Source organism: Nocardioides sp. Root151 (assembly GCF_001427925.1).
Classification (GTDB): domain Bacteria; phylum Actinomycetota; class Actinomycetes; order Propionibacteriales; family Nocardioidaceae; genus Nocardioides.
The window spans coordinates 1,312,800-1,338,037 of sequence record NZ_LMGG01000004.1 but is presented as its reverse complement, the minus strand read 5'-3'; the positions used below and the strand labels follow the sequence as shown (position 1 = coordinate 1,338,037).

The 25,238-nt window shown below is 69.4% G+C and carries 18 protein-coding genes, 1 tRNA gene and 1 pseudogene; 7 read left to right on the top strand and 13 right to left on the bottom strand.

All coding sequences use genetic code 11. The annotated features are described in order from the left end of the window. Positions 1 to 20: 20 nt before the first annotated feature. The 3 genes from ASD66_RS15005 to ASD66_RS14995 all read right to left on the bottom strand — a co-directional run bounded on the left by ASD66_RS15005 (position 21) and on the right by ASD66_RS14995 (position 3,386). A complete protein-coding gene (locus ASD66_RS15005; protein WP_056891381.1) occupies positions 21 to 1,304 on the bottom strand; it encodes a hypothetical protein in 1,284 nt (427 codons plus the stop codon). A gap of 67 nt (positions 1,305 to 1,371) precedes the next feature. Continuing rightward, a complete protein-coding gene (locus ASD66_RS15000; protein WP_056891380.1) occupies positions 1,372 to 2,694 on the bottom strand; it encodes a sensor histidine kinase in 1,323 nt (440 codons plus the stop codon). Then, positions 2,691 to 3,386, bottom strand: a complete 696-nt coding sequence (locus tag ASD66_RS14995; RefSeq protein WP_056891379.1) for a response regulator transcription factor — start codon at positions 3,384 to 3,386, stop codon at positions 2,691 to 2,693. The genes ASD66_RS15000 and ASD66_RS14995 overlap by 4 nt, the downstream gene beginning before the upstream one ends. A 153-nt stretch (positions 3,387 to 3,539) precedes the next feature. Between ASD66_RS14995 and ASD66_RS14990 the strand changes: the two genes are divergently transcribed. Then, entirely contained in the window at positions 3,540 to 4,481 is a 942-nt protein-coding gene (locus ASD66_RS14990; RefSeq protein ID WP_235530108.1) for an alkaline phosphatase family protein, read from the top strand. Positions 4,482 to 4,496: 15 nt separating this feature from the next. Here the strand turns inward: ASD66_RS14990 and ASD66_RS14985 are convergent, their stop codons facing one another. Both ASD66_RS14985 and ASD66_RS25550 read right to left on the bottom strand, forming a co-directional pair. Then, on the bottom strand, positions 4,497 to 4,808 hold the full coding sequence (locus ASD66_RS14985; protein WP_056891377.1) for a PepSY domain-containing protein: 312 nt from the start codon (positions 4,806 to 4,808) through the stop codon (positions 4,497 to 4,499). A 336-nt stretch (positions 4,809 to 5,144) separates the two neighbouring features. After that, positions 5,145 to 5,765, bottom strand: a pseudogene (locus ASD66_RS25550) (DUF1345 domain-containing protein); the annotation flags it as partial. Positions 5,766 to 5,915: 150 nt separating this feature from the next. Between ASD66_RS25550 and ASD66_RS14975 the strand changes: the two are divergent. The 6 genes from ASD66_RS14975 (at position 5,916) to ASD66_RS14950 (ending at position 16,312) form a co-directional block, all read left to right on the top strand. Continuing rightward, the gene (locus ASD66_RS14975; protein WP_056680919.1) at positions 5,916 to 6,386 is read left to right on the top strand and encodes a hypothetical protein; all 471 of its coding nucleotides are present in this window, start codon (positions 5,916 to 5,918) and stop codon (positions 6,384 to 6,386) included. A gap of 60 nt (positions 6,387 to 6,446) precedes the next feature. Then, the gene (locus ASD66_RS14970) at positions 6,447 to 7,523 is read left to right on the top strand and encodes an FUSC family protein (RefSeq protein ID WP_056891376.1); all 1,077 of its coding nucleotides are present in this window, start codon (positions 6,447 to 6,449) and stop codon (positions 7,521 to 7,523) included. Positions 7,524 to 7,710: 187 nt separating this feature from the next. Beyond that, complete coding sequence (locus ASD66_RS14965; protein WP_056891375.1) at positions 7,711 to 8,385, top strand: M15 family metallopeptidase; 675 nt, start codon at positions 7,711 to 7,713, stop codon at positions 8,383 to 8,385. Positions 8,386 to 8,677: 292 nt separating this feature from the next. Then, positions 8,678 to 13,312 carry a family 78 glycoside hydrolase catalytic domain gene (locus tag ASD66_RS14960; protein ID WP_162254281.1) on the top strand — a complete coding sequence of 1,545 codons (4,635 nt, stop codon included), beginning with the start codon at positions 8,678 to 8,680 and terminating at the stop codon, positions 13,310 to 13,312. Positions 13,313 to 13,400: 88 nt separating this feature from the next. Next, complete coding sequence (gene hrpB, locus ASD66_RS14955) at positions 13,401 to 15,938, top strand: ATP-dependent helicase HrpB (RefSeq protein ID WP_235530107.1); 2,538 nt, start codon at positions 13,401 to 13,403, stop codon at positions 15,936 to 15,938. A 300-nt stretch (positions 15,939 to 16,238) separates the two neighbouring features. Next, positions 16,239 to 16,312, top strand: a tRNA-Ile gene (locus ASD66_RS14950). A gap of 90 nt (positions 16,313 to 16,402) precedes the next feature. On the opposite strand, the gene ASD66_RS14945 is transcribed toward ASD66_RS14950, so the two are convergent. The 8 genes from ASD66_RS14945 to ASD66_RS14910 form a co-directional block, all read right to left on the bottom strand. Then, positions 16,403 to 17,509 carry a pyridoxal-phosphate-dependent aminotransferase family protein gene (locus ASD66_RS14945; RefSeq protein ID WP_056891373.1) on the bottom strand — a complete coding sequence of 369 codons (1,107 nt, stop codon included), beginning with the start codon at positions 17,507 to 17,509 and terminating at the stop codon, positions 16,403 to 16,405. Positions 17,510 to 17,533: 24 nt separating this feature from the next. Further along, positions 17,534 to 18,901: an FAD-binding oxidoreductase gene (locus ASD66_RS14940; protein ID WP_056680895.1), complete on the bottom strand. Its 1,368-nt coding sequence runs from the start codon at positions 18,899 to 18,901 to the stop codon at positions 17,534 to 17,536. A 44-nt stretch (positions 18,902 to 18,945) separates the two neighbouring features. Next, entirely contained in the window at positions 18,946 to 19,641 is a 696-nt protein-coding gene (locus ASD66_RS14935) for a thermonuclease family protein (protein WP_156388693.1), read from the bottom strand. A gap of 164 nt (positions 19,642 to 19,805) precedes the next feature. Continuing rightward, a complete protein-coding gene (locus tag ASD66_RS14930; RefSeq protein WP_056891372.1) occupies positions 19,806 to 21,464 on the bottom strand; it encodes a sigma-70 family RNA polymerase sigma factor in 1,659 nt (552 codons plus the stop codon). Positions 21,465 to 21,468: 4 nt separating this feature from the next. Beyond that, complete coding sequence (locus ASD66_RS14925; protein ID WP_056680885.1) at positions 21,469 to 22,161, bottom strand: hypothetical protein; 693 nt, start codon at positions 22,159 to 22,161, stop codon at positions 21,469 to 21,471. Next, positions 22,158 to 22,565 carry an LPXTG cell wall anchor domain-containing protein gene (locus ASD66_RS14920; RefSeq protein WP_056680882.1) on the bottom strand — a complete coding sequence of 136 codons (408 nt, stop codon included), beginning with the start codon at positions 22,563 to 22,565 and terminating at the stop codon, positions 22,158 to 22,160. The genes ASD66_RS14925 and ASD66_RS14920 overlap by 4 nt, the downstream gene beginning before the upstream one ends. Before the next feature lie 21 nt (positions 22,566 to 22,586). Continuing rightward, positions 22,587 to 23,669, bottom strand: coding sequence for a glycosyltransferase family 2 protein (locus ASD66_RS14915; RefSeq protein ID WP_200950047.1), 1,083 nt, complete (start codon positions 23,667 to 23,669; stop codon positions 22,587 to 22,589). A 110-nt stretch (positions 23,670 to 23,779) separates the two neighbouring features. Beyond that, entirely contained in the window at positions 23,780 to 25,186 is a 1,407-nt protein-coding gene (locus ASD66_RS14910; RefSeq protein WP_156388692.1) for a serine/threonine-protein kinase, read from the bottom strand. Positions 25,187 to 25,238 lie beyond the last annotated feature (52 nt).

Genomic DNA, 25,238 nt, shown 5'->3' with positions numbered 1-25,238 from the left:
CGGCCGGCGCGTGGATGAACTCAGCGCAGGGTGGTGATGAGGGTGGTGAGTGTGCCGGACTCGGTCGAGGGGTCGGGGTGGGGTGCACGGACCGCGGTGAGGGCGCTGTCGACTTCACCGTCGACGTAGGCCCAGGTCACGCAGTCTTTGGAGACGAGACGCGATTGGGCGTCGTCCCAGGCACTCTCGAGGTCGGTCACCCGCGACTTGGCCTCGGCCACTTGTCCGGTCTCAACCATGCCCAGGGTGTCCTGCGCGAGCGTGCGGAACTGGTCCACGTCGTCGCCGGAGAACGCGGCTTGCACATGGTCGTGTGCTTCGGTCGCGCTGAGGGACGCCGGGTCGCCCGAGCAGGAGGGGGTCGTCGCCTCCTCGTCGAGTGCGCTGATGTGGGGTTGGTTGTTGGCGTAGGTGAGCAGCAGTCCGGTGCCGACGGCCAGGCCTGCGATGGCGACCAGGGATGCGCGTTCACGAGTGAGGTCACCCGAAGGCGTCGCATGGTCAGGGATCTCCGGGCGAGTCGCGCCATCGATGACATCGGCCTTCGTGATCGAGAGGTAGGCCACGGCCACCAGGATCGCCAGCAGGAACACGACACTGGTCCCGAAGGTGCCGAGCCCAAGACCTTGCTCGTCCGCCGGCGTCGCCAACCAGTCACCGATGTTGGCGCCGAGCGGGCGGGTCAGGATGTAGACCAACCAAAAAGTGAGCACCGGGTTCGCTCCGAAGCGCCACAGTCCGATGAGCAGGACGATGAGGCCGAGCGGAAGCAGGACCGATTGGCCGGGGCCCCAACCTGTGAGCTCAAGCGTCCAGTCGCCGGTCGCCGTACCGAGTGCGAACGTCACCAGGACGGCGAGCCAGTAGAAGGCCTCGCGTGGGGTGGTGACGATGCTGTGGATCGACAAGGTGCGCTCGCGGGCGTACCAGAGGCCGAACACGCCGGCGAGCATGCTGGCGAAGACGGTGGTGCTGATCCACAGTGGAACGCCCACCTGGTCGGTCAGGATGTCGGTGTAGAGCGTGCCGGTCACGCTCACCACCACCACGGTCAGCCAGTACGCCGCTGGAACGTAGGTCCGCAACCTCATCTGCAGCCCGAGGACGGCCACGAAGGCGATCGTGAAGATGACAGCGGTTGGGACCAGCCCGACGCCGAGGGTCATGTTGATGTAGTCCGCGAAACTCTCACCGACGGTGGTGCAGAGGATCTTGATGACCCAGAACCAGAGGGTGACTTCGGGAACCTTGTTGAGCAGGAGCCGCGGTGCGGAACGACCGCGCGTGTTGGCAGTGGTGGTCATGCACAGGAGGATTGTCGGGCGCACCTGACACGGACCTGAACGTCCCTGACAGCAATCCGTGGGCGTTTCAGGCCGAAGGCAGTGTGACGACCAGACGAGTCGACAGGCTCGGGTCACCTATGGTCACGTCTCCGCCCATGCTGCGTGCGATCCGGCGGGACAGCGACAAGCCGAGCCCGGCCCCGCTTCCGGTGGAGTGTCCGGGTTCGAACACGCGATCCCGGTCAGCCTCGGCGATGCCCGGACCGTCGTCGTCGAAGCACAGCTCGATGAACCCCGGCAGACCGGGTGCGGACGACACCTCCACCCGGTTGGCAAGTCGGACAGCGTTCTCCAGCACCGGGGCCGTCGCCCTGACCACGAGGTGCGTGGGCAGCCGGACCCGCTGCATCGGGCTGATCTCCACCCGGACGTCGGCACTGCCGACCGTGCTGATCGCCTCCAGCACGGCGTCACGAAGGCTGCAGGTTGCGGCCACTCCTCGCGCGTTGTCGGTTCGTGCCAGTTCGAGCAGGCTCTCGATCACCGAACCCATGCGTGCGCAGGCAGAGGTGATCTCGTCCAGGAGCTCCCGCAGGTGTGGAGGTGGGTCCTCCATGAGTGCCAGATCGGCGTTGGCCTGGATCACCGTGAGTGGCGTCCGGAGCTCGTGCGCCAACTCGGAGGTGAGCCGCTGTTCCGAGCGGATGGTCGCGGCAACGCGCTCAAGGAGGCCGTCGAAGGTGCGGCCGAGGGACGCGATCTCGTTCCGCCCGTCCCCGGGGTGGAACCTGTGGGTCAGGTCGTGCTCGCTCCAGTCGTCGGCTGCCTTCGCCATCGCCGTCACCGGAGCTAGGGCCCGGCGCGTCACCCAGTGAGTCAGAGCCGCGGCGAATCCGATCATCAGCAGTCCTGCGCCGATGGACACGAACAGCGCCTGGCGCTCGCTGCGCTCATAGGGAGCCAACCTCTCCGTCACGACCACCACACCCGATGCGCCACCCGGCACGGTGAAGGGCTCAGCGCGGACCCGGGTCTCGTCGGTGCTGGATCCATTGACCGTGCGGGGCCTGTCGGCTCGGGAGAGAGCGTCGTACGTCCCCTGCTCGGAACTCGGAGCGTTGCCGGCGATCAGCCGGCCGCTGCCGTCGTAGACGGCCACACCGGCATCAAGGCGAGCGTCCGGGACATCCAGCCTGCCATCGGTGTCTGTTCGTGCGGAGCTGATCACCGCCTCGGCGCGATCGGCGAGGACAGTGTCGAGGTTGTGGTTCGTCGATCGGGCGAGGACGACCTGGACCAGGACGGTCAGCGCCAGCACGCCGAGCGCCGTGACCGAAACGGTCAGCGCCAGGAGCTGGGTACGAAACGATCCGCCGCGACCCAGGGCAGGGACCTCTCTGTGCCTCATGGTGCGTGCACGTCGTCGTGAGCAATGAGCCGGTAGCCGACGCCGCGGACCGTCTCGATGATGGCCGTGGCACCTGCCTCAGTCATCTTCGCGCGCACCCGGCGCATCAGGGCGTCGACGGTGTTGTCGCTGACGATGGCACCGTCTGGCCATGCTGCGGCAATGACACTGCGTCGGCGGACGACCTCGCCGGGGCATGCGGCGATCGCGGCCAGCATGCGGAACTCGGTGGGGGACAGGAGCACGGCACGGTCCTTGCCCCGCAGACCATGCCCTGCCGGGTCCAGCACAAGCCCGCTGGTCTCGTCCCTGTTGGTGAGCTGTCGCCCGCGTCGTCCGAGAACGGTGATCCGGGCAAGCAACTCCTTGATCTCGAAGGGCTTCGCCACGTAGTCGTCACCGCCCGCCCCGAATCCCGCGAGACGTTCGTGGGTCGCACCCAGTGCGGTCAGGAACAGCACCGGCGCACCCTGACCAGCCGCCTTGAGTGCCTGGCACACGTCGCGGCCGTCAGCATCGGGCAGGCCGATGTCGACGACGATGACATCGAGCCGGGTGCCGGGTCCGAGAATCCTGATCGCCTCGCCACCCGTGTGCGCGACCACGACGTCGTGACCATCACGCGCGAGAGCGGCACGCAGGACCTTCCGCACGGCGGGGTCGTCCTCGCACACGCCAACGCTCAAGCGCATGCTCGTCCCCCTTAGCTCGACGATGGAAACTGGGTCGAGTCGAGCGTAGCGACCGGCATCGCCCATGGGACCTGTTCTTGTTCAGGTCGCGTTCAGGTGGGCGGGCGTAGGTTGCCGAATGACTCCATCCCCGGACGCGAAAGGGGTGACGCCGTGAGGCTGCGCTCAGATCGGCTCGCCTCGGCGTTGCTCGCCTGCCTGACCGCGATCGCCCTGGCCGGGTGCCAGAACACGACGGAGACCACTCACGATCGTAAACCGCCGCGAGTGGTGCCGCATGTCAAGGGGGAGACCAGGGCACCGGTGACCAAGGTCCTGGTGGTGATCGAGGAAAACCACTCGCTGGACGAGATGCGAGGCGGTATGCCGTATCTGGCCTCATTGGTCGGGCGATACGGCTATGCGACGCGGTGGACGGCGTTGACGCATCCGAGTGAGCCCAACTACCTCGCCATCGTGGGCGGGTCGACCTTTGGTGTGAAGGACGACGCGCCGCCGTCCGTGAACGCCCACAAGGTCGGTGAGGCGCAGTCGATCTTCGGGCTGGCCCTCGACGCTGGCAAGACCGCCCGGACCTACGCGGAGTCGATGCCCGAGAACTGTCACGGGGAAGATCATCCGGAGAAGACCGTCGGGAAGCCGATCTATGCGGCGCGGCACAACCCATGGGTCTACTTCACCGCTGAGCGGGAGCAGTGCCTGAGGAATGACGTGGACCTGACCTCCTTCGCAGCCGACGTTGCCGCTGATGACCTGCCCAACGTCGGCTTCCTGATCCCCGACCTGACCCACGATGCCCACGACGCCTCCCTTTCTGAGGCAGACGCGTGGCTGGAGAAGCAGTTGGGCCCGGTGCTGCGGAGCGCTGACTTCAGGAGCGGTCGGCTCGCCGTGGTGGTGACTGCTGACGAAGATGACCGCAAGCACGGCAACACGGTGCTCACTGCGGTGCTGCAGGTCGACGTCAGACACGAGGTGGTCGCCGCCCCGCTCACGCACTACTCGCTGACCCGGTTCCTGGCAGAGGTGGTCGGCGCCACGCCCCCGCGGGAAGCGCGCGACGCCGCTGACCTGCGCGCCGCCTTCGGTTTGTGAGGCCAGACCCGGGTCCTACTCCTCGGAGTCGCCCTCGATCACCACGACCCGGTAGTTCTCGTCGAGGCGGACGTCGACTGTAGTGCCGTCCGGCTTGGTGACCTCGACCTCGTAGGTCGCGCCGTTCTCGTCGTCGGTCTCGACACTGTTCGCCTTTCCCCCGCCGGTGGCTTGGAGCGCCGCTTCGGTCGCGGCGTCGGCCTGCTCCTGGGTGTAGTCGTGGCTGCCCGGCCCGTCGTCGTCGCCGTTGCCGGCTACTGCGACCCCGGTGCTGCCCGCGGCGACCGCAACGGCTGCGGCCGCCACACTCATGGTGCGCTTGCGCATGATCCTTCTCCTTTGATGCGACGTGGTGGAACAGGTACCCACTGTTCCGGATAGATGCTGAATCCAGCCTGAATGCCGCCGCATCGGATGTGTTTGTTCAGTGTGGCTTCAGCGGACTGGTGTGGAACTGGCTCTTCACAATTCAGGGTGTAGTTGTGGCCTGAAGTTTCCGGGTTCCAGTAGGGACTGGGCGATGTAGTCGGTCAGCTTGCGGAAGCCCAGGGCTGAGCCGCCGAGGTGCTCAAGGCGTCCCATTGATCCCTTCGGTCGCCGCAAGGATGCGCAAAGGATGCAGAGCCGAGACGCGCACCAGGCGCTGGGTGTGACGACGGCTCCGAACAGGTAGGAGAGGAGCGAGTGTCGCAACACCACCGACCGGATCGTCGAGCTCGACACGTCCGTGTCGGAGACCTGGTAGGTCATCCCGAGGTTGTAGCTGAAGTAGAAGAAGTCGCGATAGGCCGGTGACTCGTCGGAGTTGAAGTCGATCCCACCGTCCTTGGCTCCCGCGGCCCCGTAGTAGAGGTGTGCGTAGCGAGTGGCGTACATCAGGTGCAGGTCGGCCCAGGCCATGAAGACCCCGCACAGGGCCGTCGCAGCGGCCGCGTCGCCAGTGTCGGAGCGTCCTAGGACGAGCACGGCCACGATGCCGAACAGCCCGCCCAGCGAGATCAGCAGGACGAGCAGCTCCTCGAGCACCGGGCGGAAGTCCTCACGTCGAGCATTGGCAGCCGTGACATGCGCGTCGAGCGGCCACAGCACCATCCACCCGCCCACGGCGAACGCGACGTGCGTGACCGTGACTCCGATCAGGATGCTGAGCGGGATGTTGAGTGCGAGCACGCAGGCCACGCCCGCGACGGCACCCAGCAGCACCGACCCGATGACCCGCGGGATCGCCGCCACGGGCAGCCTGCCGCCACTGCTGGACCCGCTGTGCCGTTCGTCCCCGCTCATGACGGTTCAATATGCGCCAGCGCTTCATTGCCCGCAAGTGGGGAGAGGTTCGGATGGGGTGGCTGCGGAGCGCATCGGGGCACAATGTCCAAGAACAGTGCAGGTCAATGAGCCGTGCATTCGACGTGTGTTCCGAGAGAGGCGATCCCCATGAATGAGTCGGCGAGCTTCGACCAGGCTGCCAAGCAGCGAGTCAGACAAGCTCTCGAGGCCAGGGCTGCGGATCACCTGCGGTCCTTCGAGAACACCGTCAGGCAGGAGCGGTCCGCAGCCGAGCTGGACCAGGAGGCGACGCACTCGGTCGACGACCTGTCGCAGTCGGACGAACAGGGGGAGCTCTCAGGGCTCCTCGGCGCTGCGGAAGACCATCAGCAGGCGGGACTGGCCCGGATCGACGACCTCGACTTCGGCCCCAAGGACACTGTCGGACCGGGCGCGATCGTCGGTTTCGGAGGCGACCGCTACGTGGTCGGTGTCGTCGCGAGCGCCTTCGAGTGCGACGGAGTGACCTACGAGGGAATCTCGACGGACTCCCCGATCTACGCGTCGGTCGAGGGTCTGCGGGTGGGTGACACCTTCAACTTCGGCGGCCGCGAGCACCGCATCGACCTCGTGTCGTGAACGCGCCGAGAATCGCTCCGCCGGAGCCCTGCGCCGCCGGCGTGCCGGTCGCGTCCTGAGATGACCCCGCACGGAGCCGGGCGGCCGACGGCAGGCACGTTGCAGGCCGACCGGCGCAGTGACCACGGGCACGCCGCGCGCGTGGTCCTCGGCCTCATGGTCCCCGGAGTGGTGCTCCTCGCGGTGGGCAGGCCAGAACTCATCCTGTACGCCGTCTTCGGCTCCTTCACCGGGATGTACGGCAGGCTCGAGGCCCCACGGAGCCGACTGCGTCACCAGTTCCATGGCGCCGGGATGCTGGTTACCGGGGTCGCACTGGGGGTGGCGTTCTCGGAGGCGCGTGTTCCCGCTGTCGTGCTCGTGCTCGGCATCACCACGTTCGCCGCGGTCGGCTCGCTGCTGACCGACTGGCTCCGGCTCCGCCCGGGTGGGCCCTTCTTCGGGATCTTCGCGTTCGGCGCCACGGCCACGATCAGCCCCGGACTGGTCAGTCCTTGGGGCGCCGTGACCCTCTGTGCAGCGACCGCAGCCTGGTCCATTGCCCTCGGACTGGCCAGGCTGACCACGGGAGGAACGGGACTCCTGCAGGAGATCCCGACCGTGCAGTGGTCGCGTGTCCGCAAGACCACCTTGCCTGCAGGGACAGGCGTGCACGCCTTGCGCCATGCGTTGGCGACCGCAGTCGCCGGACTGAGCGGGGTGATGCTGGGCGTCGACCATGCCAACTGGGCGATGACCGCGGCGGCCGTTCCGTTGGCCGTCGTCGCCATCGGAGAGGTTCTCGACCTCGACGCGGTGGTGCACCGCGCCGTGCAGCGGGTGACAGGCACACTGGTCGGCCTCGCCGTCACCGCACTGGTCCTGCTCCCGGAGCCGGGACCGGTGGTGCTGGCCTCGGCCGTGATGGTGCTGCTGTTCCCCACCGAGCTGTTCATGAGCCGCCACTACGGGGTTGCGCTCGGGTTCTTCACGCCACTGATCATGATCATGACCGAGCTGGCGGCCCCCAGCGAACCGGCCACGATGATCGTGGCGCGAGGGGTGGACACCGTGATCGGGGTTGCTGCCGGAGTGGCCGCCGCTGCCCTGATCCGCGGGAACCAGGCGGCGGACCAGCAGGGGAGGAGTCGACGATGAGCCGAGTGGCCGTACGGCGGCGCGTGCTGCAGTTTCCTGCCGGAGCACGCGAGAGTTGCAGTTCGTACGTGCCGCCTGGGTGAAGTCGTACGAGCTGCAACCCTCGAAGGGTGTTGGAGGCGTTGAGCGTGCGGTCCATCCGTGACAGGTTGAAGGTCCAGCAGCCGCACCTCTCGGGAGGACCCCCATGCTCGTCAGACTCGCCCTGGCCTCGCTCGTCAGCCTCGCCGTGACCGCGCCGGCCAGTGCCGTACCAGTCCAGCAGATGTCGTCCGCCGACCCGGAGTTCTCGGCGTCGGTGCACACGATCTCCGAGGAGTACCGCGACCGGATGATCGGTGTCTCCTGGGAGGAGGGCTGCCCTGTGCCGATCGACGACCTGCGGATCATCGAGATGAACTACCGGGGCTTCGACGGCACGGTCCATGACGGTGGCCAGCTGATGGTGCACAAGGACGTGGCCGCCGACGTCGTGGAGGCGTTCGGCGAGATGTACGACGCGCAGTTCCCGATCAGGCGGATGGAGCTCATCGAGGAGTACGACGGCTCCGACGACGCGTCCATGGCCGCCGACAACACGTCGTCGTTCAACTGCCGTCCGATCACCGGCAGCCCGGGCAGGTTCTCGATCCACTCCTACGGCAAGGCGATCGACATCAACACCATCGAGAACCCTTATGTGAAGGGTGACCTGGTGCTGCCGCCTGCCGGTGAGGAGTTCCTCGACCGCGACGACGTACGCCCCGGCATGATCACCAAGAACGACCCGGTCGTGAAGGCGTTCAAGAAGCGCGGGTTCGACTGGGGCGGCGACTGGCACTCGCTCAAGGACTACCAGCACTTCGAGGCCAAGAAGTCCTGAGCACGCGCCCGAGGGTCTTCCCTCAGGTGTTCCTGACCGGATCCTGTCACATTTGTGGCGTCGGTCACACCCCACGCCTAGAGTCGCCTGAAACGTTGCAATTCAGGAGACTCCCTTGCTTGTGTCACGCTCCCACGTCCGCAGCATCACCTCCGGTGTCAGCCGACGCTCGCGGCGACGACAACTCGTCGTCACGGGTTGCGCGTTCGTACTCCTGACCGGCGGGGTCCTGGCAGGCATGTCCGGGCCAGCCATCTCCAGGCCTGCCACGGCGGCGGCTCTGTCCCCGAGCGTGACTGGCGAAAACGACCACCTGGTCGTGGCCGGAACGAGCGTCGAGTACCTCGACGAGCCCCTCGGGCTCGACGCTCGCCGCCCGCGGTTCAGCTGGACGCTCGAGGCGGACCGGCGAGACGCCACGCAGGCGGCGTACCAAGTGCAGGTGGCCACCGGCGAGGGGAACCTGGAGGCCGGTGAGGCCCTTGTGTGGGACACCGGCCGGGTGCCGACGAACGACTCGGTCAACGTCCAGTACGGCGGGGAAGCACTGACCAGCGCGACGCGGTACTACTGGCGTGTCCGTGCTTGGTCGGCGGAGGACACTGGTCCATCTGCCTGGAGCGAGATCAGCACGTTCGAGACGGGGTTGTTCGAGGCTGAGGACTGGGTCGCCCAGTGGGTCGCGCCGGCGATCTCCCGCGAAGGTGGCTCCTACCTGCGCTCGGAGATCAACCTCCCAACCGATGTGGAGCAGGTCCGGCTCTACGTCTCTGGCCGAGGCAACTACGAGCGGGGGCCGGACGGGCAGGGGATCTGCTGCGAGCAGCAGTTCGGCCTGGCCCGCGGCGTCTACGAGGCCCACATCAACGGCCAGCGGGTCTCCGACTCGCAGGTGGAGTCGACCATGGTCGACACCCGGGTGCGCGCGCTCTACCGCACCTACGACGTCACCGACCTACTCACGGCCGGCGACAACGTTCTCGGCATCCTGATCGGCGAGGACTCCGATGTGCTGGCCCAACTGCGGGTGACCACGACTGACGGTGAGGTGCTCGACTTCGGCACCGACGGGTCATGGACGTCCGCCCCCGGTCCGGTGATCCGCGCGCACCGCTACCACGGCGAGACCTACGACGCCCGCAAGGAGATCACCGGCTGGTCGACCGTCGACATGGCGCCGTCAACGACGTGGCAGCCGGTGCGCGTGAGCAGCACGGTCACGGGAAGGCTCGATGCCGCGACGTTCGAACCGATGCGAGTGGTCCGCACCCATGAGCCGGTCGCCGTCACGTCGCCGGCCCCCGGTGTCCACGTCCTCGACTTCGGGACCAACCTGACCGGCTGGACCCAGATGTCCCTGGATCTGCCGGCGGGCGCGACGGTGACACTCAAGCATGGCGAGCGACTCTCCAACGGCCGCGTCGACAACAGCATCATCGGTGCCCAGCAGACCAGCCGTTACACCGCTGCCGGCGGCCAGGTGACCTGGGAACCGTCGTTCGTGTACGCCGGCTTCCGTTGGGTTGAGGTGACCGGGCTGCCCGGTGCCCCGGCACCCGGGACGATCGTGGCCCGCGAGGTCCACAACGACGTTGAGCCCACCGGCACGTTCTCCTCGAGCAACGACCTGCTCAACCGCCTGCACAAGGCCAACGTCCAAACAGAGTCGAACGGCCTGCACGCAGTGCCCGAGGACACCCCCACCCGTGAGAAGCGGGGCTGGATGGCCGACGCCCACATCGCCGCCGAAGCGGTCATCAACAACTTCGGTGTGGCTGCCTTCTACTCCAACTGGGTCGAGGAGATGCGCTCCGCACAACAGGGGGACGGCCGCGTGCCGGACATCGTCCCGACCGAGCCCGCCGGCGCGTGGGAGACCCGGTCCGACCCCGCCTGGGCGGTTGCCCACGTGCTGATCCCCGCCTACGTGAACGAGCGGTACGCCGACACGCGGGTCCTGGCCGAGCACTACGACTCACTGCGCGACTACCTCGCCTACCTCGAGACCACCACCAGCGGCGATCTGCTGACCTCGCCCGTCAACACCTGGGGCAACGACTGGCTGGCGCTGGAGAACACTGACTCGGTGCTGTTCCGCAGCGGCTTCTACCTCTGGGCCCTGCGTGAGGGCGCCGACGCGGCACGTCAGCTGGACAAGGGCGACGACGCGGAGCAGATGGACGACCGAGCCGATCGAGTCGCGTCCGCGATCAACGAGCGGTACTTCGACGAGGAGGCAGAGTCCTACGGCTCGAGCCAGTTCGCCAACGCCTTTCCCCTGGTCCTCGACATCGTGCCCGACGGGCACGTGGAGGGGGTGGTCGACAATCTCGTTCGGGACGTCGTCGACGAACGTGGCGGTCACTTCACCGGCGGCCTGCCCGGGATCAAGTACATCCCGGAGGCGCTGGCCCTGCACGGCCACTCCGACGTGGTCCTCGACGTGGTCACGAACACCGCGTATCCCGGCTGGGGCTACATGCTGGAGAACGGACCGGGGACCATCTGGGAGGACTGGGGCGGGGCCTCGTCCCTCAACCACCCGATGTTCACCTCGATCGACAACTGGCTCTACGACTCGGTCGCCGGGATCGACCAGGCGCCGGGGTCGACGGGCTACCAGCACTCCGTCGTGGCTCCCCAGGTCACGGACCGGCTCGGCCAGGGCAACGGCAGTGTCACCACGCCGTACGGCACCCTCTCGAGCGCCTGGAAGCACGTCGGCGGGCGTCTGGTCCAGACCGTCACCGTGCCGGTCAACACCACTTCGGAGGTGACCGTCCCGGCCGACTCGGCGCGGTCGGTGCTCGAAGGAACGGGGTACGCCCAGGACGCCGTCGGCGTGCACAGCCTGCGTGAGACCTCTGACGGGGTCGTGGTCACCGTCGGATCGGGCACCTACGAGTTCAGGTCGGACGCCGTGCTCGGGATGCTCGGCAGCGCCGACGACGCCCTGAGAGCGCTCGACACTCGGCTGGACGGGCCGGGCGTGACAGCTGCGGCAACCCGCAAGCTCTCTCGCGACGTGGGCCTGGCACGCCGGGACGTCCAGGGCGCCATCGATGCCCGGATGGGCGGTGCGTCCCTCGACCGGGTGCGAGAGCTCGCCGCCGAGGCGCTCGGTCGCTTGCACGTGCTGGCGGTCCATGTCGACGACCTCGAGGCGGACGGCCAGCTCACTGGCGCGGCCGCGGCGGAGGTACGCCGGCACCTCGAGCAGGCTCGCGGCGAGTTGTCCACGCTCGTCACCCGCTCCGACGGCATCACCGTCGAGTTGGAACCGGTCGACGACGCGGTCACCGGGAGCGCCTTCGACGCTCGCCTGGTGGTGACGAACGGTTCGACCAAGCCGCTCACCCGGGCCGCAGCGCTGCTGTTGGCCCCTGACGGCTGGGCCGTGCGGACGGACTCAACGCTGCCCAGCGCGATCTCTCCAGGTCAGTCCGCCACGGCTGTCTTCAGGGTGACGGTGCCGCTCGCGCAGCCGCTCGGAGAGGTGGTGCTGGAGGGCAGTTTCTCCGCGGCCCGCAACGGCACTCGGCTGCGGGTGCCCGTCAGGCTCCCGGTATCGGTGCGGAGTCCGGTGTCGATCGACACTGTCCGTGCCCTGCCGCGCGTGCTCGAGACCGAGGACACCGACACCGTGGTGAGCGCAACGATGTCCAACCGGTCGCAGCAGTCGGTCCAGGTCACCTTGGCCGTCGAGAACGCGCCCGAGGGGTGGACGGCGCCAGGAACGACGGCGGTGGAGATCCCGGCCGGGGCGACTCGTAGCGCGTCGCTGACCCTCCAGCGCACCGCGGAGTCCGCGTCTGGTGGCGACATCGTGGTGTCCGCCTCTTCCAGCGGGCAGGAGTGGGCGCAGGCGCGTACGTCAGCCTTCGTTCGCGGCGCGGGCTGCGACCTCGACCCCCGCGGTGAGGCCTGTCTGACAACGGACTTCACCCTCCTCCACAACTTCGAGGAGGGTACTGAGGGGTGGATCGCGGGGGAGTACGTCACCTCGGCAAGCTCGGTGCCGAGCATGGCGAACAGCCCCGGTACTGCCCGGCTCGGCAGGCGACTGCTCGAGGCGACCGCCGCCGCCAACACCCCGGCCGACGCGTGGCGCACGGTCTCGGTGCGCGAGCCGGAGAGGGTTCCGCTGGGCGGGGCGAACGCGCTCGTGGTCCACGTCAATGCGTACGGAGGTGCACCCAGCGGGCCGTACCAGGCCCGCGTGGTGCTCCGGGACAGCACCGGGTCGACCCTCGAGAAGACCCAGGCCATCAGCCCTGATGCCTGGACCGAGGTCCGCGTGCCCTTCGGGGACTGGGCCGGTGTGGACCTGGTGTCGATCGAGGTGTCCTTCCGGGCTGCCGGTGACCGTGTGTGGCCGGGCAACTTCCAGATCGACCAGGTGGGCCTCGATGCCGCAGAGCCGCCGCCCAGCCAGTCGCTGAACCTGGCAGCTGGACGGCCGGTCGTGGCGCGCGCCACGCTCAACTGCTGCGCGTGGGGGAACGCGAACCTCGTCGACGGTGTCCGCGCCAGCACCCCGTCGAGCCGCGGCTACACCAGTGACCCGCCGCGCAGTGATCCGGACAACGTGGAGTGGGTGCAGGTCGACCTCGGGCAGGTACGGCAGCTGAGCAGCGTGTGGCTCTGGCCGCGGACCGCGACGGCCGGTGAGCCGGTCGGCAACGGTGGTGCCGGCTATCCCGACACCTTCGCGGTGGAGGTCTCCGACGACGGGGTCACCTGGTCGACGCTACGCAGCCTCACTGGAGAGACCTCGGACGGCAGCCGGGGGATGGGCTATGACGTCGAGGGTGAGGGCCGCTTCGTGCGCATACACGTGACCAAGCTCGGGCGGAGCGCCCCGGACGAGTCATCGCAAGGCTTCTACCGGCTGCAGTTGGCCGAGCTGGAGGTCTACGGCCCCTGAGGACAGGGGTCGGCGGGGCGATCAAGGATCGGTCGCCGGCGCCCACGGCACCTCCGACGTCTGGACACGGGTCGGGCACACTGCAGGCGTGCCGTCTCCGTCCACTCCGTCGATCGTGCGACTGCTTGCCGACCCGCCCGACTTGCCGGTCGTGGCTGGGCTGCCCGCGATCACCGAGGCACTGAGGGCGCGCGGGCTGGTGGTCGTCCACGCCCCACCGGGCACCGGCAAGACCACTCTCGTCCCGCCGTGCGTCGCCGCAGCCGTCGGTGGACGCGTGGTGGTCACCCAGCCCAGTCGGATCGCGGCACGTGCCGCGGCGCGGCGCCGGGCCGGGCTGCTCGGAGAGCGGGTGGGCGAGACCGTCGGGTACGCCGTCCGCGGTGACCGCCGGGTCGGTCCGTCCACGCGGATCGAGGTCGTCACCACCGGGCTGCTGTTGCGGCGCATCCAGCACGACCCGGCCCTCCCGGGCGTCGATGCGGTGATCCTCGACGAGGTGCACGAGCGTCACCTGGACGCCGACCTCGCGCTCGCCCTGCTCATCGACCTCCGGCAGAACCTGCGCGAGGACCTCCGTCTGGTGGCGATGTCGGCGACGATCGAGGCAGAGCGCACGGCGACCCTGCTCGGCGGTGATGCACCTGCGCCGGTGGTGAGCGTGCCGGGCGCGCTGCACCCCGTGGAGCAGGTCTGGTGCCCGCTGCCGCCCGGCCAGCGGCGCACCGACGACCGCGGCATCACCCCGGCCTTCCACGACCACGTGGCCGCCACCGTACGGCGGGCGCTGGCCGAGCACCACGGTGACGTGCTCGTCTTCGTGCCCGGTGTCGCCGAGGTCGACCAGACCGTACGCCGACTCGCCGGCACCGGTGTCGACGTACATTCCCTGCACGGTCGGCTGCCCACGGCGCAGCAGGACCGCGCGCTCACCGAGGGGCCCGGACGAAGGGTGGTGGTCTCGACCGCGGTCGCGGAGTCGTCGCTGACCGTCCCTGGTGTGCGGGTCGTCGTGGACGCCGGGTTCTCCCGCGAGCCACGGACCGATCACCGGCGCGGGCTGGCCGGACTGGTCACGGTGGCGGTGAGTCGGGCGTCCGCCGAACAGCGGGCGGGGCGAGCCGGTCGCCTGGGGCCTGGTGCCGTGCTGCGGTGCTGGTCGGAGGCAGACCACGCCCATCTGGCGGCGCATCCCGAGCCCGAGATCGCCACCGCCGACCTCACCGCGTTCGCCCTCGAGGTGGCGCGGTGGGGGAGTGCCGACGCCTCGGGGCTCGCCCTGCTCGACCCGCCGCCGGTGCACGCCATGGCCTCGGCCAGGGCCACGCTGCTCGAGCTGGGCGCCGTCGATGACGCGGGCCGCGTCACGGTGCGTGGCCAACGGATCGCGGACGTCCCGGCCGACCCCAGACTGGCACGAGCCCTGATCGACGGTGCACCGTTGGTCGGCGCACGCCGGAGTGCCGAGATCGTCGCCATGCTCGCGGAGGACGTCCGCGCCCCCGGAGGCGACCTGGTCGCAGCCCTCCGCGGCCTACGCGGTGGGCACCATGCCGGCGCCTGGAAGACACAGGTCAGACGACTCCAGGGGCTCGCCGGTCCGGACGAGCCGGGTCGAGTTCTCCAGACGCCCGCTGCGCAGCTCACCGACGACGTCGCCGTGGGGCTCGTCGTGGCCCTCGCTCACCCCGACCGGATCGCCCGCAAGCGCAAGGGATCGGCCGGCTACCTGATGGCGTCCGGCACCGGCGCGGAACTCGACCCGCGGAGTCCCGGACCCCTTGCCGGGCTCGAGTGGCTGGCGATCGCCGATGCCGACCGGCGGCCCGGAAGGCGTGAGGCCACGATCCGTTCGGCTGCGCCGTTGACCGAGGACCTCGCCCTCGAGGCGGCAGCGTCGTTGTGGACCGAGGACGACGAGGTCTTCTGGACCGACGGCCGTGTGGTCGCCCGTGGACGCACGAGCCTGGGCGCCATCGAGTTGAGCTCCGTGCCGATCAGCGACCCGCCCGTCGAACTCGTGACGGCGGCAGTCCGCGACGGCCTGGCCACGGACGGACTCGGCGTCCTTCGCTGGTCGGACTCGGCGGTCTCGCTGCGTGCGCGTCTCGCCTTCCTGCACAGATCGTTGGGCGAGCCGTGGCCAGACGTCAGTGACGGCGCACTGACGGAGAATCTCCAGTCCTGGTTGGGATCTGACCTTGCCCGCGTCCGCGGCGCGAAGGACCTGCGCCGCATCGACGTGACGAGCGCGCTGCGACGCATGCTGCCCTGGCCCGAGGCCGGGAGACTCGACGAGCTCGCACCCGAGCGGGTCGCCGTACCCAGCGGATCGAACGTGCGGATCGACTACGAAGGCGAGCAGCCGGTGCTCGCCGTGAAGCTGCAGGAGGTGTTCGGCTGGACCTCGGCTCCGGCACTGGCCGACGGCCGCGTGCCGATCCTCCTGCACCTTCTCTCGCCTGCCCGCCGCCCGGCCGCGGTGACCGCCGACCTCGACTCCTTCTGGGACAACGGCTACCCGCAGGTGCGGGCCGAGCTGCGTGGCCGCTATCCGAAGCACCCGTGGCCCGACGACCCGCGCGCGGCACAGGCCACCCGACGCACCAAGAAGGCCGGCAGCTGAGGACCTTGGTCCCGTGGTGAGCCGACCAGGCAGGCGTATGTTCGAAGGGTGGCTGCTCGACGTCATCGGGGGCCGGAATCAGCGGCCACGTACGTCGCACTGGCCTGATCGCCGGAAAGGTCCATCCATGTCCACGTCCACCACGATGATCTGGTTCCTCAGCACGACCATTGGCGTCATGTTGCTGCTCGCTCTCGGCATGCTGGTCGCCGTCCACACCTATGACAAGCACAAGTAGGTGGGACCACTCGGTACCGACGACCACGGTCCGGCCGCGCACCCAGTAGGCTCACCCGCCGAGGGGCGGTAGCTCAGTCGGTTAGAGCAGAGGACTCATAATCCTTGGGTCGTGGGTTCGAGCCCCACCCGCCCTACTCGAGCACGACTGAAGACCACGTGGTGGATCGCCGGCACCGGGTGCGTGCGATCCATCACGTCGTCTCTCTCTGGGTCAGGGTCGAGGCCTACCGCCCCAGCGTCTCGGCCAGTGCCGCGAGCAGCAGCGCGACTGCGTCTGGCCGGGCGTTGGGGCCCATCAGGCCGATCCGCCACACCGACGCGGCGAACTCGCCCGCCCCGCCGCCGATCTCGATGTCGTAGCGCTCGAGCAGGGTGCGTCGTACGGCGGCGGAGTCGACGCCGTCCGGGACGCGCACCGTGGTCAGGTCGGGAAGCCGAGAGCCCTTCTCCGCGAACAGTTCGAGGCCCATCGTCTCGAGCCCGTCCTGGAGTGCCTGGCCTGCGGCCGCGTGGCGCGCCCACACGTTCTCCAGGCCCTCGTCGAGGATCCGGCCCAGTCCGGCGTGCAGGGAGCTGATCATCGCCACGGGCGCGGTGTGGTGGTACGTGCGGCCGCCACCCTTGGCGCCGGCCTCGCCGACGTACCCACCGAGCAGGCCCAGGTCGAGGTACCACGACTGTGGCCGTTCGACCCGCCGGGCGAACGCGCGGTCGTTGATGGTGAAGGGGGCCAGGCCGGGTGCGACGCCCAGGCACTTCTGGGTGCCGGCGTAGCCGACGTCGATGCCCCAGTCGTCGGCCCGCAGCTCGATGCCTCCGATCGAGGTGACCGCGTCGACGACGAGGAGGGCGTCGGTGGAGGCATGGACCGCGTCGCCCAGCGCGGCGATGTCGGAGCGGACGCCGGTTGACGTCTCCGCGTGAACGGCAGCCACGATCTTCGGGGAGGGGTGGGCGGCCAGCACCCGCTCGGGGTCGATCGCCGTGCCCCACGTGTGCTCGACCGGGACCACCTCCGCGCCACAGCGGCTGGCCACCTCGCACATCCGCTGGCCGAACAGCCCGTTGACGGCGACCACGACGACGTCGCCGGGGTGCACCGTGTTGACGAAGGCGGCCTCCATGCCGGCCGAACCGGTCGCGGACAGGGGGAGGGTCCGCGCGTTGTCGGTGCCCCACGCCACGCGCAGCCGGTCGCAGGTCTCGTCCATGATCGTGAGGAACGCCGGGTCGAGGTGGCCGAGCAGCGGTCGAGCCAGGCCCTCGGTGGCCTCGGGGTAGGGGTTGCTCGGGCCGGGGCCGAACAGGTGGCGTTGGACGATCGATGTCATGTGTTCTCCTCTGTGGGACTGCGGCTACAGCACGGCGCCCGGGTTCAGGATGCCATCGGGGTCGAGGGCATCCTTCACGCGCCTGGTCAGGGCCATCACGTCGGCGCCGAGCTGGTCGGGGAGCGCGCCCTTCTTCGCGCGCCCCACTCCGTGCTCGCCGGTGATGGTGCCGCCGAGCGCGATGGCGAGCGCCATGACCTGGTCGAAGGCCTTGCGCGCCCCTGCCACGGCGGCAGGGTCGGCGGCGTCGTACACGACGATCGGGTGGGTGTTGCCGTCGCCGGCGTGCGCGACCACGGCGATCTCGACACCGCACTGCTCGGCGATGACGGCCATGCCGTCGATCAGGTCGGGCAGCAACGGGACCGGGACGCCGACGTCCTCGAAGAGCACGCTTCCGCGGTGCTCGAGGGCCAGGAAGGCGTTGCGTCGGGCCGAGACGAACAGGTCGGCCTCGTCCGCGTCGGTGGTGGTGAAGACCTCGGTCGCAGCCTCCTCCTCGCAGCACTGGCGGATCACGTCGATCTCGGCCTCGCAGGACGCACCGTGGGCGTCGGACTGGGCGATCAGCAGCGCGCCAGTCGACCGGTCAAGTCCGTGGGAGCGCCAGTCCTCGACGGCGTTGATCGTCGCGTTGTCCATCAGCTCCAGCATCGAGGACCGCACGCGGTTGCGGATCGCGACCACGGCCCGCGACGCGTCCGTCATCGTGGGGAAGGAGCTGACCAGGGTGGCCCCCGCCCGTTGTGCGGGGATCAGCCGCAGGATCGCGCGAGTGATGATCCCGAGAGTGCCTTCACTGCCCACGAAGAGCTTGAGCAGGGACAGCCCGGCGACGTCCTTGATCTGCTTGCCGCCCAAGGTCACGAGGGTGCCGTCGGCGAGCACCACATCCATCCCGAGGACGTAGTCGGTCGTGACGCCGTACTTCACGCAGCACAGGCCGCCGGCGTTGGTGGCGAGGTTGCCGCCGATCGAGCAGATCTCGTACGACGACGGGTCGGGCGGGTACCAGAGGCCGTGCTCGGCCGCGGCCCGCTTCACCTCGACGTTCAGCGCGCCCGGCTCGACCACGGCGACCTGGCAGGCAGAGTCGATCTCGATCGCGCGCATCCGGTCCAGCGAGATCGTGATCCCCCCGTCGACGGCGGAGGAGCCGCCCGACAGTCCCGTCCCGGCACCGCGGGGCACCACGGGTATCCGATGGGCGGCCGCCCACCGGACCGCCTGCTGCACCTGAGCGGCCGTCTCGGCGCGGACCACGGCGGCGGGCAGCCCGGCCGAGCCGTCGCGCGCGAAGTCCTCGCGGTACTTCTCGACCTCGGCCGCGCCGGTCACCACCACCCCTTCGGGCAGCTCGGCCACCAGCTCGGCGACGGCGTCGATCTCCATGTAGCCGAGTGTGCCAGCGATTCAGCGGGCCAGGGGATCTGGTCTCAGCAGGTGCGCCAGTTGCCCAGCCGGGCGTTCTTCGCGGCCGCCTGGGCCAGTCGGTAGTTGCGGGTCAGCTGGAACGGCTTGTTGTTGTAGACGTAGACCCGGGCCAGTCCCCGTCGCACCTGCATGCGGTTGACGTCCTTGCCGGTCGACCGCTTCACGACGTACCGCAGGTCGCGGCCGTAGCGGTCGGCGTACGCCTGGGTCGGGTCCGAACGCAGCAGCACCCGGGTGCCGACCGGCAGGATGCGCTTGAGTGCCCGTGACGCCGCGGGGCCGCCGCACTGGACGGTGCCGTAGACCTCGGGGGTGTTGATCCCGATCATCCGGACCGTACGCCGACGGCCGTTGCCGAGGCGCACGTTCACGGTGTCACCGTCGACCACCTTGGTGATCCGGGCGAGCTGGCGCAACGTGGCCTTGGGCTTGGGCTCCGTCGTCCCGGTCTGGCCGGAGCCGGTGCTGCCGCAGGGACAGGGGAGCGACTCGCAGGCCCGGCCGTCGTTGTCGGAGCCGTCGAGACGGTGCGGGTCCGAGGCGGGGTCGTTGTTCTCGAAGAACGTCTGCGCGGCCTGCTGGGTCGAGAAGTCGGAGCAGTCGCGGTCGACGAACGCATACGCCGGCGCGGAGAGGGCCATCACGCCGCTGACCAGGGCGAGCGCGAGAAGGCATGGAACAAGGACGGAGCGTTGCACGAGGATCCCCCAGGAAAGAACGGAATGAAGTCCCGAGGTTAGGCAGCGGTGCTACTCGTCCGCAGCGCAATGACGCCAAATGGCCCGAGGGGACTATCCGGCATGGTCCGCTCAGGAAGTTGATGTCCTGTCAGCAGCCCGTCGAACGCTCGAGGCGTCAACGCTCACGGCGCGGGGAGCTGTTGCGCCCAGCCGTCGTTCGCGGGGTTGGGGTCGTCGTTGCCGGGACTGCTCGAGGTGACCGTGACGGTCGCCTGCCCCGCGAGAAGCAGGTCGAACGCGAGCGTGCTCTGCGTGCCGGGAGTGCTGCTGGTGCGGCACGACATCACGACCTCGGACCCACGGGTCGGCGGGTTGCACGCCCACACGGCGTACCTGCCGGCGGCATGCACCTCGACGTTCGCCGACGTGTCGACGTGGACGGTGACCTCGGTTGTCGGTGCGGCCACCACGTCGAGCTCGACGTGGTACCAGGACTGGCCGTCCTGGACGAACGTGCTGCTCCTCAGCGGCTGCACAGCCACATCGACGGTGGTCGTGGGAGGGCCGAGTGGCGCGGTCGGTTCGGAGGGCAGGGCGGGCGCTGAAGGGAGTGCCGTGAGCAGTTGCTCGGCTGCCGGGACTTTGTCGGCCCGGCTGCTCGGCGTCACCGGGGCACGCGGCGGACGCCGGCGCGCACTGGAGGTGCCGGTCTCCCCAGAGCCTGCTTCAGTGCGCGCCTCCTGTGCGGGCGCGGCGGGGATCCTCGTCCACGGAGGCCGTTCGTCGGGTCGCTCGGGGCGTAGGAAGGTGGGCGGCGCCGTCCTCGGGCCGGCCTCTGCCCGAGGAAGTGGCGCATCGGGCCGATTCGACAGCCACCGCTCGGTGGAGGCTCCCGCCTCGTCCACGACGGAATCGACGACGGTGAGCACCCCGGTGGTCCCGATCATCAGGCCGGCCGCCACGATGCCGACCAACGGTACGACGCGGGCAACCGTGGCGGTGAACCCACCTGTCGAGTCCCACGCCCGCGGGGACACGGCGACGGCCGCGCCGCCCAGCACCATCGGTGCCAGCAGGGCCGCGAGGTTGTCGTTGATCTGCTGCAGCTCCAGGAAGACGGCAGTGCATGCCCGGCATCCGGGGAGGTGTCGCTCGACGAGGCCGGCCCTGGTGCCGCGCGCGACGCCTCGGACGTACGCCGGGAGAACGGAGACGACGTCATGGCAGTGTGCATCGGCAGTGTCTGCCGCGTGATCGGCGAGGTAGGACTGTCGCAGGCCTTCGCGAGCGCGGAAGCTGAGCGCGGCCACCCCGTTCTGCGTCAGCCCCAGGTGGCGACCTGCCTCGGCCAGGGGGAGCCCCTCGACGACCGTGTACCAGAGGACCGCCTGCCAGCGTTGGGGGAGCGAGCGGAAGGCGCGCTCGACGGCCGCGTTCTCGAGCCGACTGCTCAGGTCATCGGGGATCACGGTGTGCTCGCCGAACACCTCGAAGTCGTCGGTGAGGAGTTGTCGGGCGTCCTGTTGGCTGCGACGGGAGTGCAGGCGGCGGATCGTGGTGTAGAGGTAGGGCCGGAAGGCCATGTCGGGCCCCTTGCCGTTCTGCAGGGCGCGCAGGATCTGCGCGAAGGCCTCCGACACCAGGTCGTCGGCGTGGGACCTGCCGCCGACGTACGACGCGACCCGGCGGGCCGCCTCACCGTGCCTGGCGAACAGCTCACCGAAGTGTTCCAGCTTGCCGCCCCGCACCAGCGTGATGAGTTCCTGGTCGCTGAGGACTGCGGCGCTGGGCCTCGTGGCGACTGTCATGACGTCCTTGGGACGGTCGGGACGATGCTTCATGACGTCATTCCGTGCTCGAGGCGGCCAGGCAGCCCAGCAGGGACTGGGCTGCCTCGTGTCGAGCCGGAAGTGGTTCGAGCCAGACCCGGCACAGGCCGACTCTCAGTCGCTGGCGGGGTGCGGCCAGCAGTTCGGCGACCTGGACACAGGCGCGGGCGAGCCTCGCGGTCCGTTCGGCGATGACGACAGCCCGGTGCGGGCCGATGCCGGCAATGACCTCGTCGCCGTCGAAGACCATGCGCAGCGACTCCCCGACCGCGGCCAGCTGCAGACCAGCAACGCACGCCGTGGCCGGCGCAGGACGCCGGAGCTCGACGACAACCAGCTCGTGCGACTGCTTCACCGGCACTCCGGTCGCGGCGGTGCGGGCCGACGCCTGGTACAACGCCGAGAGTTGGGTCTGGGCGTGCTGGAGCGTCGCCAGGCCGGTGGCAGGGTCCTCGCAGCGTGAGGCGTGGGTGCGCTCGAGCACCGAGTCGGACCAGGCCAGTGCCGCGGCTCGGAGAACCGCGACTCCGGCCCGCCGTCGGTTTGCCTGGGTGCAGGCCAGATCCAGGTCCTCGAGGAAGACCGCGAAGGGCTCGCCCTGGACGGCGTACTCCCGCGCGATCTCGGCTATCACCCCCTGGCTTCGACGGCCACTGGCCAGCGCGGTCGTCAGCTCGTCGAGGCGGGAGTGTTCGGGGAGCGTGGTCATGATCGCGGGGCCACACCCGCCGGCAGCAGGTTCCGCACCGCCAGCCCGAGGTAGCCGATGGTGAACAGCGCGACGGCCAGGCCGGTAGCGCCCCACCCACTGCCGGTCCGTCCGTCGACCACGGCCGAGGTGACCAGGAGACCCATGACCGCGAGGGTGGCGCCGGCGAGGACCAGGGCCCCGACGGGGCGGCGGCGGCGGTGGCGCGGTTCGTGCTTCCGGCGCATCAGCGTGACACCGACGGTGATGAGGGTGACTGCCGCAAGGAGCGCCAACAGGGTGGTGGTGGGTGCGCCGGTGTTGGGCAGGACGCCGGAGGTCGGTGCGGCACCACCTTCGAGGGTGCCGGAGAGGACACCGGCGCCAACGGCTCCGGGCATGGCGATGTGCGTTGTGCCGTACATGATTTCCTTCTGTGGATTCGGTCAGGTCTGTGGTGCGCCCGAGAGGTGGTGCCAGTGCGCCGGACGGCGCAGGAGAACGTCGGCTGCCGACCGCACGAGGACGGCCTGGAGGAAGAGGTCGTACACCCATTCCACGAGGAACGCGGCGGCAAGGAGCCTGGCCCGGGGGCCGGCATGCCACACGGTGACGATGCGCTCGAGCACGAAGAGGAGGCCGAGAGGGGTCCACCAGGGGTGCCACCCGAACTCTCCCGAGACGACCAGGTAGCCGGTGTAGACGATGTAGAGCCACATGGCGACGAAGCCCAGGGTCATCCCGGCCTGTTGCAGGACATAGGGAAACGTGACCCGGGTCAGGCCGTAGGCGGACAGGTTCTCGAGGGCACCGCGCTGCCACCGCAGTCGCTGCCGCCAGAGGTCGCCCCAGGTGGGCATCACCTCCGTCTCCACGATGCACTCTCGCGGTGACACACACCGCAGGCCGAGGTGCTTGATGGCCAACGTGATCTCGTTGTCCTCGGTGAGGGCAGAGGTGTCATAGACCTGCCCACGGTCGCGCTCAAGACCGCGCAGCACGTCGACCCGGTGCAGCGTCGCGGTGCCGGTGAGCACGAGGGCGTCGTCGTGACGGCGACGGATCTGGCGCTGGTAGCGCGCGTACTCGTTGCGTTGCAGTGCCCCCAGGAGACCGGCCCCTGGCTCGCCGAGGAAGATCCCGCCGACCGCGCCGACCTCGGGTCGTCCTGCGAGCGTGCCTACCGCGACCTCCAGGAAGTCAGGCGCGAGGGTGGAGTCCGCGTCAGCGACCAGGACCAGGTCGCGGTCGTCGAGAGTGGGGAGCAGGCGGTGCAGCGCCTGGTTCAGTGCGCCCGCCTTCTTGTGCGTGTTGCCCGTCGACTCGACGACCTCTGCCCCTTGGTTGCGCGCGACCTGGACGGTGTCGTCCGTGCAGTTGTCGGCCACGACGAGGATGCGGTTGGGCCGACGGGACTGCTCCGACAACGACGACAGTGTTGCCGCGATGCGGTCGCCCTCGTTGTGCGCGGGGACCAGCGCGACCACGCGCTGGCTTCCTCGGCTGTGCTCGACCAACTGTTCCCACACCCCCCGGTGTCCTTCCCCCCTGGCCGGACCCGATCGGGCCCGGCACATGGAGAGAGCACCGGAAGGGCGGACCTGTTACGCGGGGATGAGTGTGAGGTGGGTCACGTGGCTCAGAACTCGTCGTCGATGAGGTAGGTGCCGTCCTGGTAGGCAAGCTGCAGTTGCACGTCGTCGCTGCGGTTCTTGCCGGCCTTCATCGTGTAGTCGACGTGATAGCTGATCACCAGGGAGTCGGGGTCCGCGACGATGTCGGAGACGCTTGCCTTCGCGACCGTCCCCCAGAAGCCGGTGTAGGAGTCGAAGCCGTTGCTGGCGTCCTGGAACCTCGGGGTGAGCATCTCCCAGCTGCTGGCCGGGTCGGAGGTGACCGTGTCGAGATACGTGGTGATGAACTGCGACATCCCGTCGGCGGTCGGTTCGTCGGCCGGCGACTCGGATCCGGTGTCGGTCGACGTACTGCCGTCGGAGGCGTTGCCCGACGGAGAGTCGTTGTCGCGGGTCGCCAGCCAGCCGCCGACACCGGCCAGTGCCAGCACGATGGCCACCACGGCGACGATCGCACCCCACGAGCGCTTGCGGCGGTGTGGAGTCGGCGGGAGCGCGCTGGGCGGCGGCGCGGCATGCTGGTTGGCCGGCGCCGGTGCGGCCGGGATGACGGCCGTCTGCGGACTCGCGGGAGAGGGGCGGGCCGGTGCGGCGACCGGGATCGGCGGTGCGGACACCGACGGCCCCGCGCTGAGGAACTGCGCCACCTGCTGGGCGTTCCATCGGCCCGCCGGATCGGTGTGCATCGTGGCCAGCAGCAGTGGCGCCAACCACCCGGCGCGGTCGGTGCGCGGCGGCTCGTCGTGCACCAGGCGGTAGAGGGCCCCGATCAGGTTCTCGCTCGCGTCGTACGGCGGGGAACCGGTCACCGCATGGAAGACGGTGGCGCCCAGGGACCACATGTCACTGGCCGGGCTGGCGCTCGACCCCGACGCGACCTCGGGGGAGAGGTAGGCGGGGGAGCCTGTGACCATGCCGGTCTGGGTCAGGGTCGGGTCGTTCTTCGTGCGGGCGATGCCGAAGTCACCGAGCTTGAGCCTGCCGTCGTCGGTGACCAGCATGTTGCCCGGCTTGATGTCGCGGTGCACGATGCCGGCCCGGTGGGCGGCGGCGAGGGCCTTGGCCGCCTGGCCGATGAGGTGCGCCGTCTCGTCAGGGGAGAGCGGGCCGCGTTGCCTGATGATCTCGCCGAGATCACGTGAGGGGACGTGCTCCATGACCAGCCAGTGGTCGTGTCCTTCGGTGACCAGGTCGTAGACCGCCACCACGTGCGCATGGTTGAGCATCGCCGAGACGCGGGCCTCACGGCGGACCCGTTCGACGTCGGCGCTGTCGGTGCCGGGCAGCAGCCCCACACGTTTCAGCGCCACGTCTCGACCGAGCACGACGTCGCGCGCGAGCCAGACCGCGCCCATGCCACCGCGTCCGATCTCCCGATCGAGCTGGTAGCGCCCTGCGATCAATGTGCTCACGAAACCCCTTCCTCGACTCCGCGAATCCTAGACGCCGGGTGGGGAAAGTCGG

Excerpts from the sequence above, each read along its gene's own strand:
- ASD66_RS14965 (WP_056891375.1), top strand. The coding sequence starts at position 7,711 with ATGCTCGTCAGACTCGCCCTGGCCTCGCTCGTCAGCCTCGCCGTGACC.
- ASD66_RS14920 (WP_056680882.1), bottom strand. The coding sequence starts at position 22,565 with ATGTACGGCACAACGCACATCGCCATGCCCGGAGCCGTTGGCGCCGGT.
- ASD66_RS14975 (WP_056680919.1), top strand. The coding sequence starts at position 5,916 with ATGAATGAGTCGGCGAGCTTCGACCAGGCTGCCAAGCAGCGAGTCAGA.
- ASD66_RS14985 (WP_056891377.1), bottom strand. The coding sequence starts at position 4,808 with ATGCGCAAGCGCACCATGAGTGTGGCGGCCGCAGCCGTTGCGGTCGCC.
- ASD66_RS14925 (WP_056680885.1), bottom strand. The coding sequence starts at position 22,161 with ATGACCACGCTCCCCGAACACTCCCGCCTCGACGAGCTGACGACCGCG.
- ASD66_RS14945 (WP_056891373.1), bottom strand. The coding sequence starts at position 17,509 with ATGACATCGATCGTCCAACGCCACCTGTTCGGCCCCGGCCCGAGCAAC.
- ASD66_RS14970 (WP_056891376.1), top strand. The coding sequence starts at position 6,447 with ATGACCCCGCACGGAGCCGGGCGGCCGACGGCAGGCACGTTGCAGGCC.
- ASD66_RS14995 (WP_056891379.1), bottom strand. The coding sequence starts at position 3,386 with ATGCGCTTGAGCGTTGGCGTGTGCGAGGACGACCCCGCCGTGCGGAAG.
- ASD66_RS14930 (WP_056891372.1), bottom strand. The coding sequence starts at position 21,464 with ATGAAGCATCGTCCCGACCGTCCCAAGGACGTCATGACAGTCGCCACG.
- ASD66_RS15000 (WP_056891380.1), bottom strand. The coding sequence starts at position 2,694 with ATGAGGCACAGAGAGGTCCCTGCCCTGGGTCGCGGCGGATCGTTTCGT.
- ASD66_RS14940 (WP_056680895.1), bottom strand. The coding sequence starts at position 18,901 with ATGGAGATCGACGCCGTCGCCGAGCTGGTGGCCGAGCTGCCCGAAGGG.
- ASD66_RS15005 (WP_056891381.1), bottom strand. The coding sequence starts at position 1,304 with ATGACCACCACTGCCAACACGCGCGGTCGTTCCGCACCGCGGCTCCTG.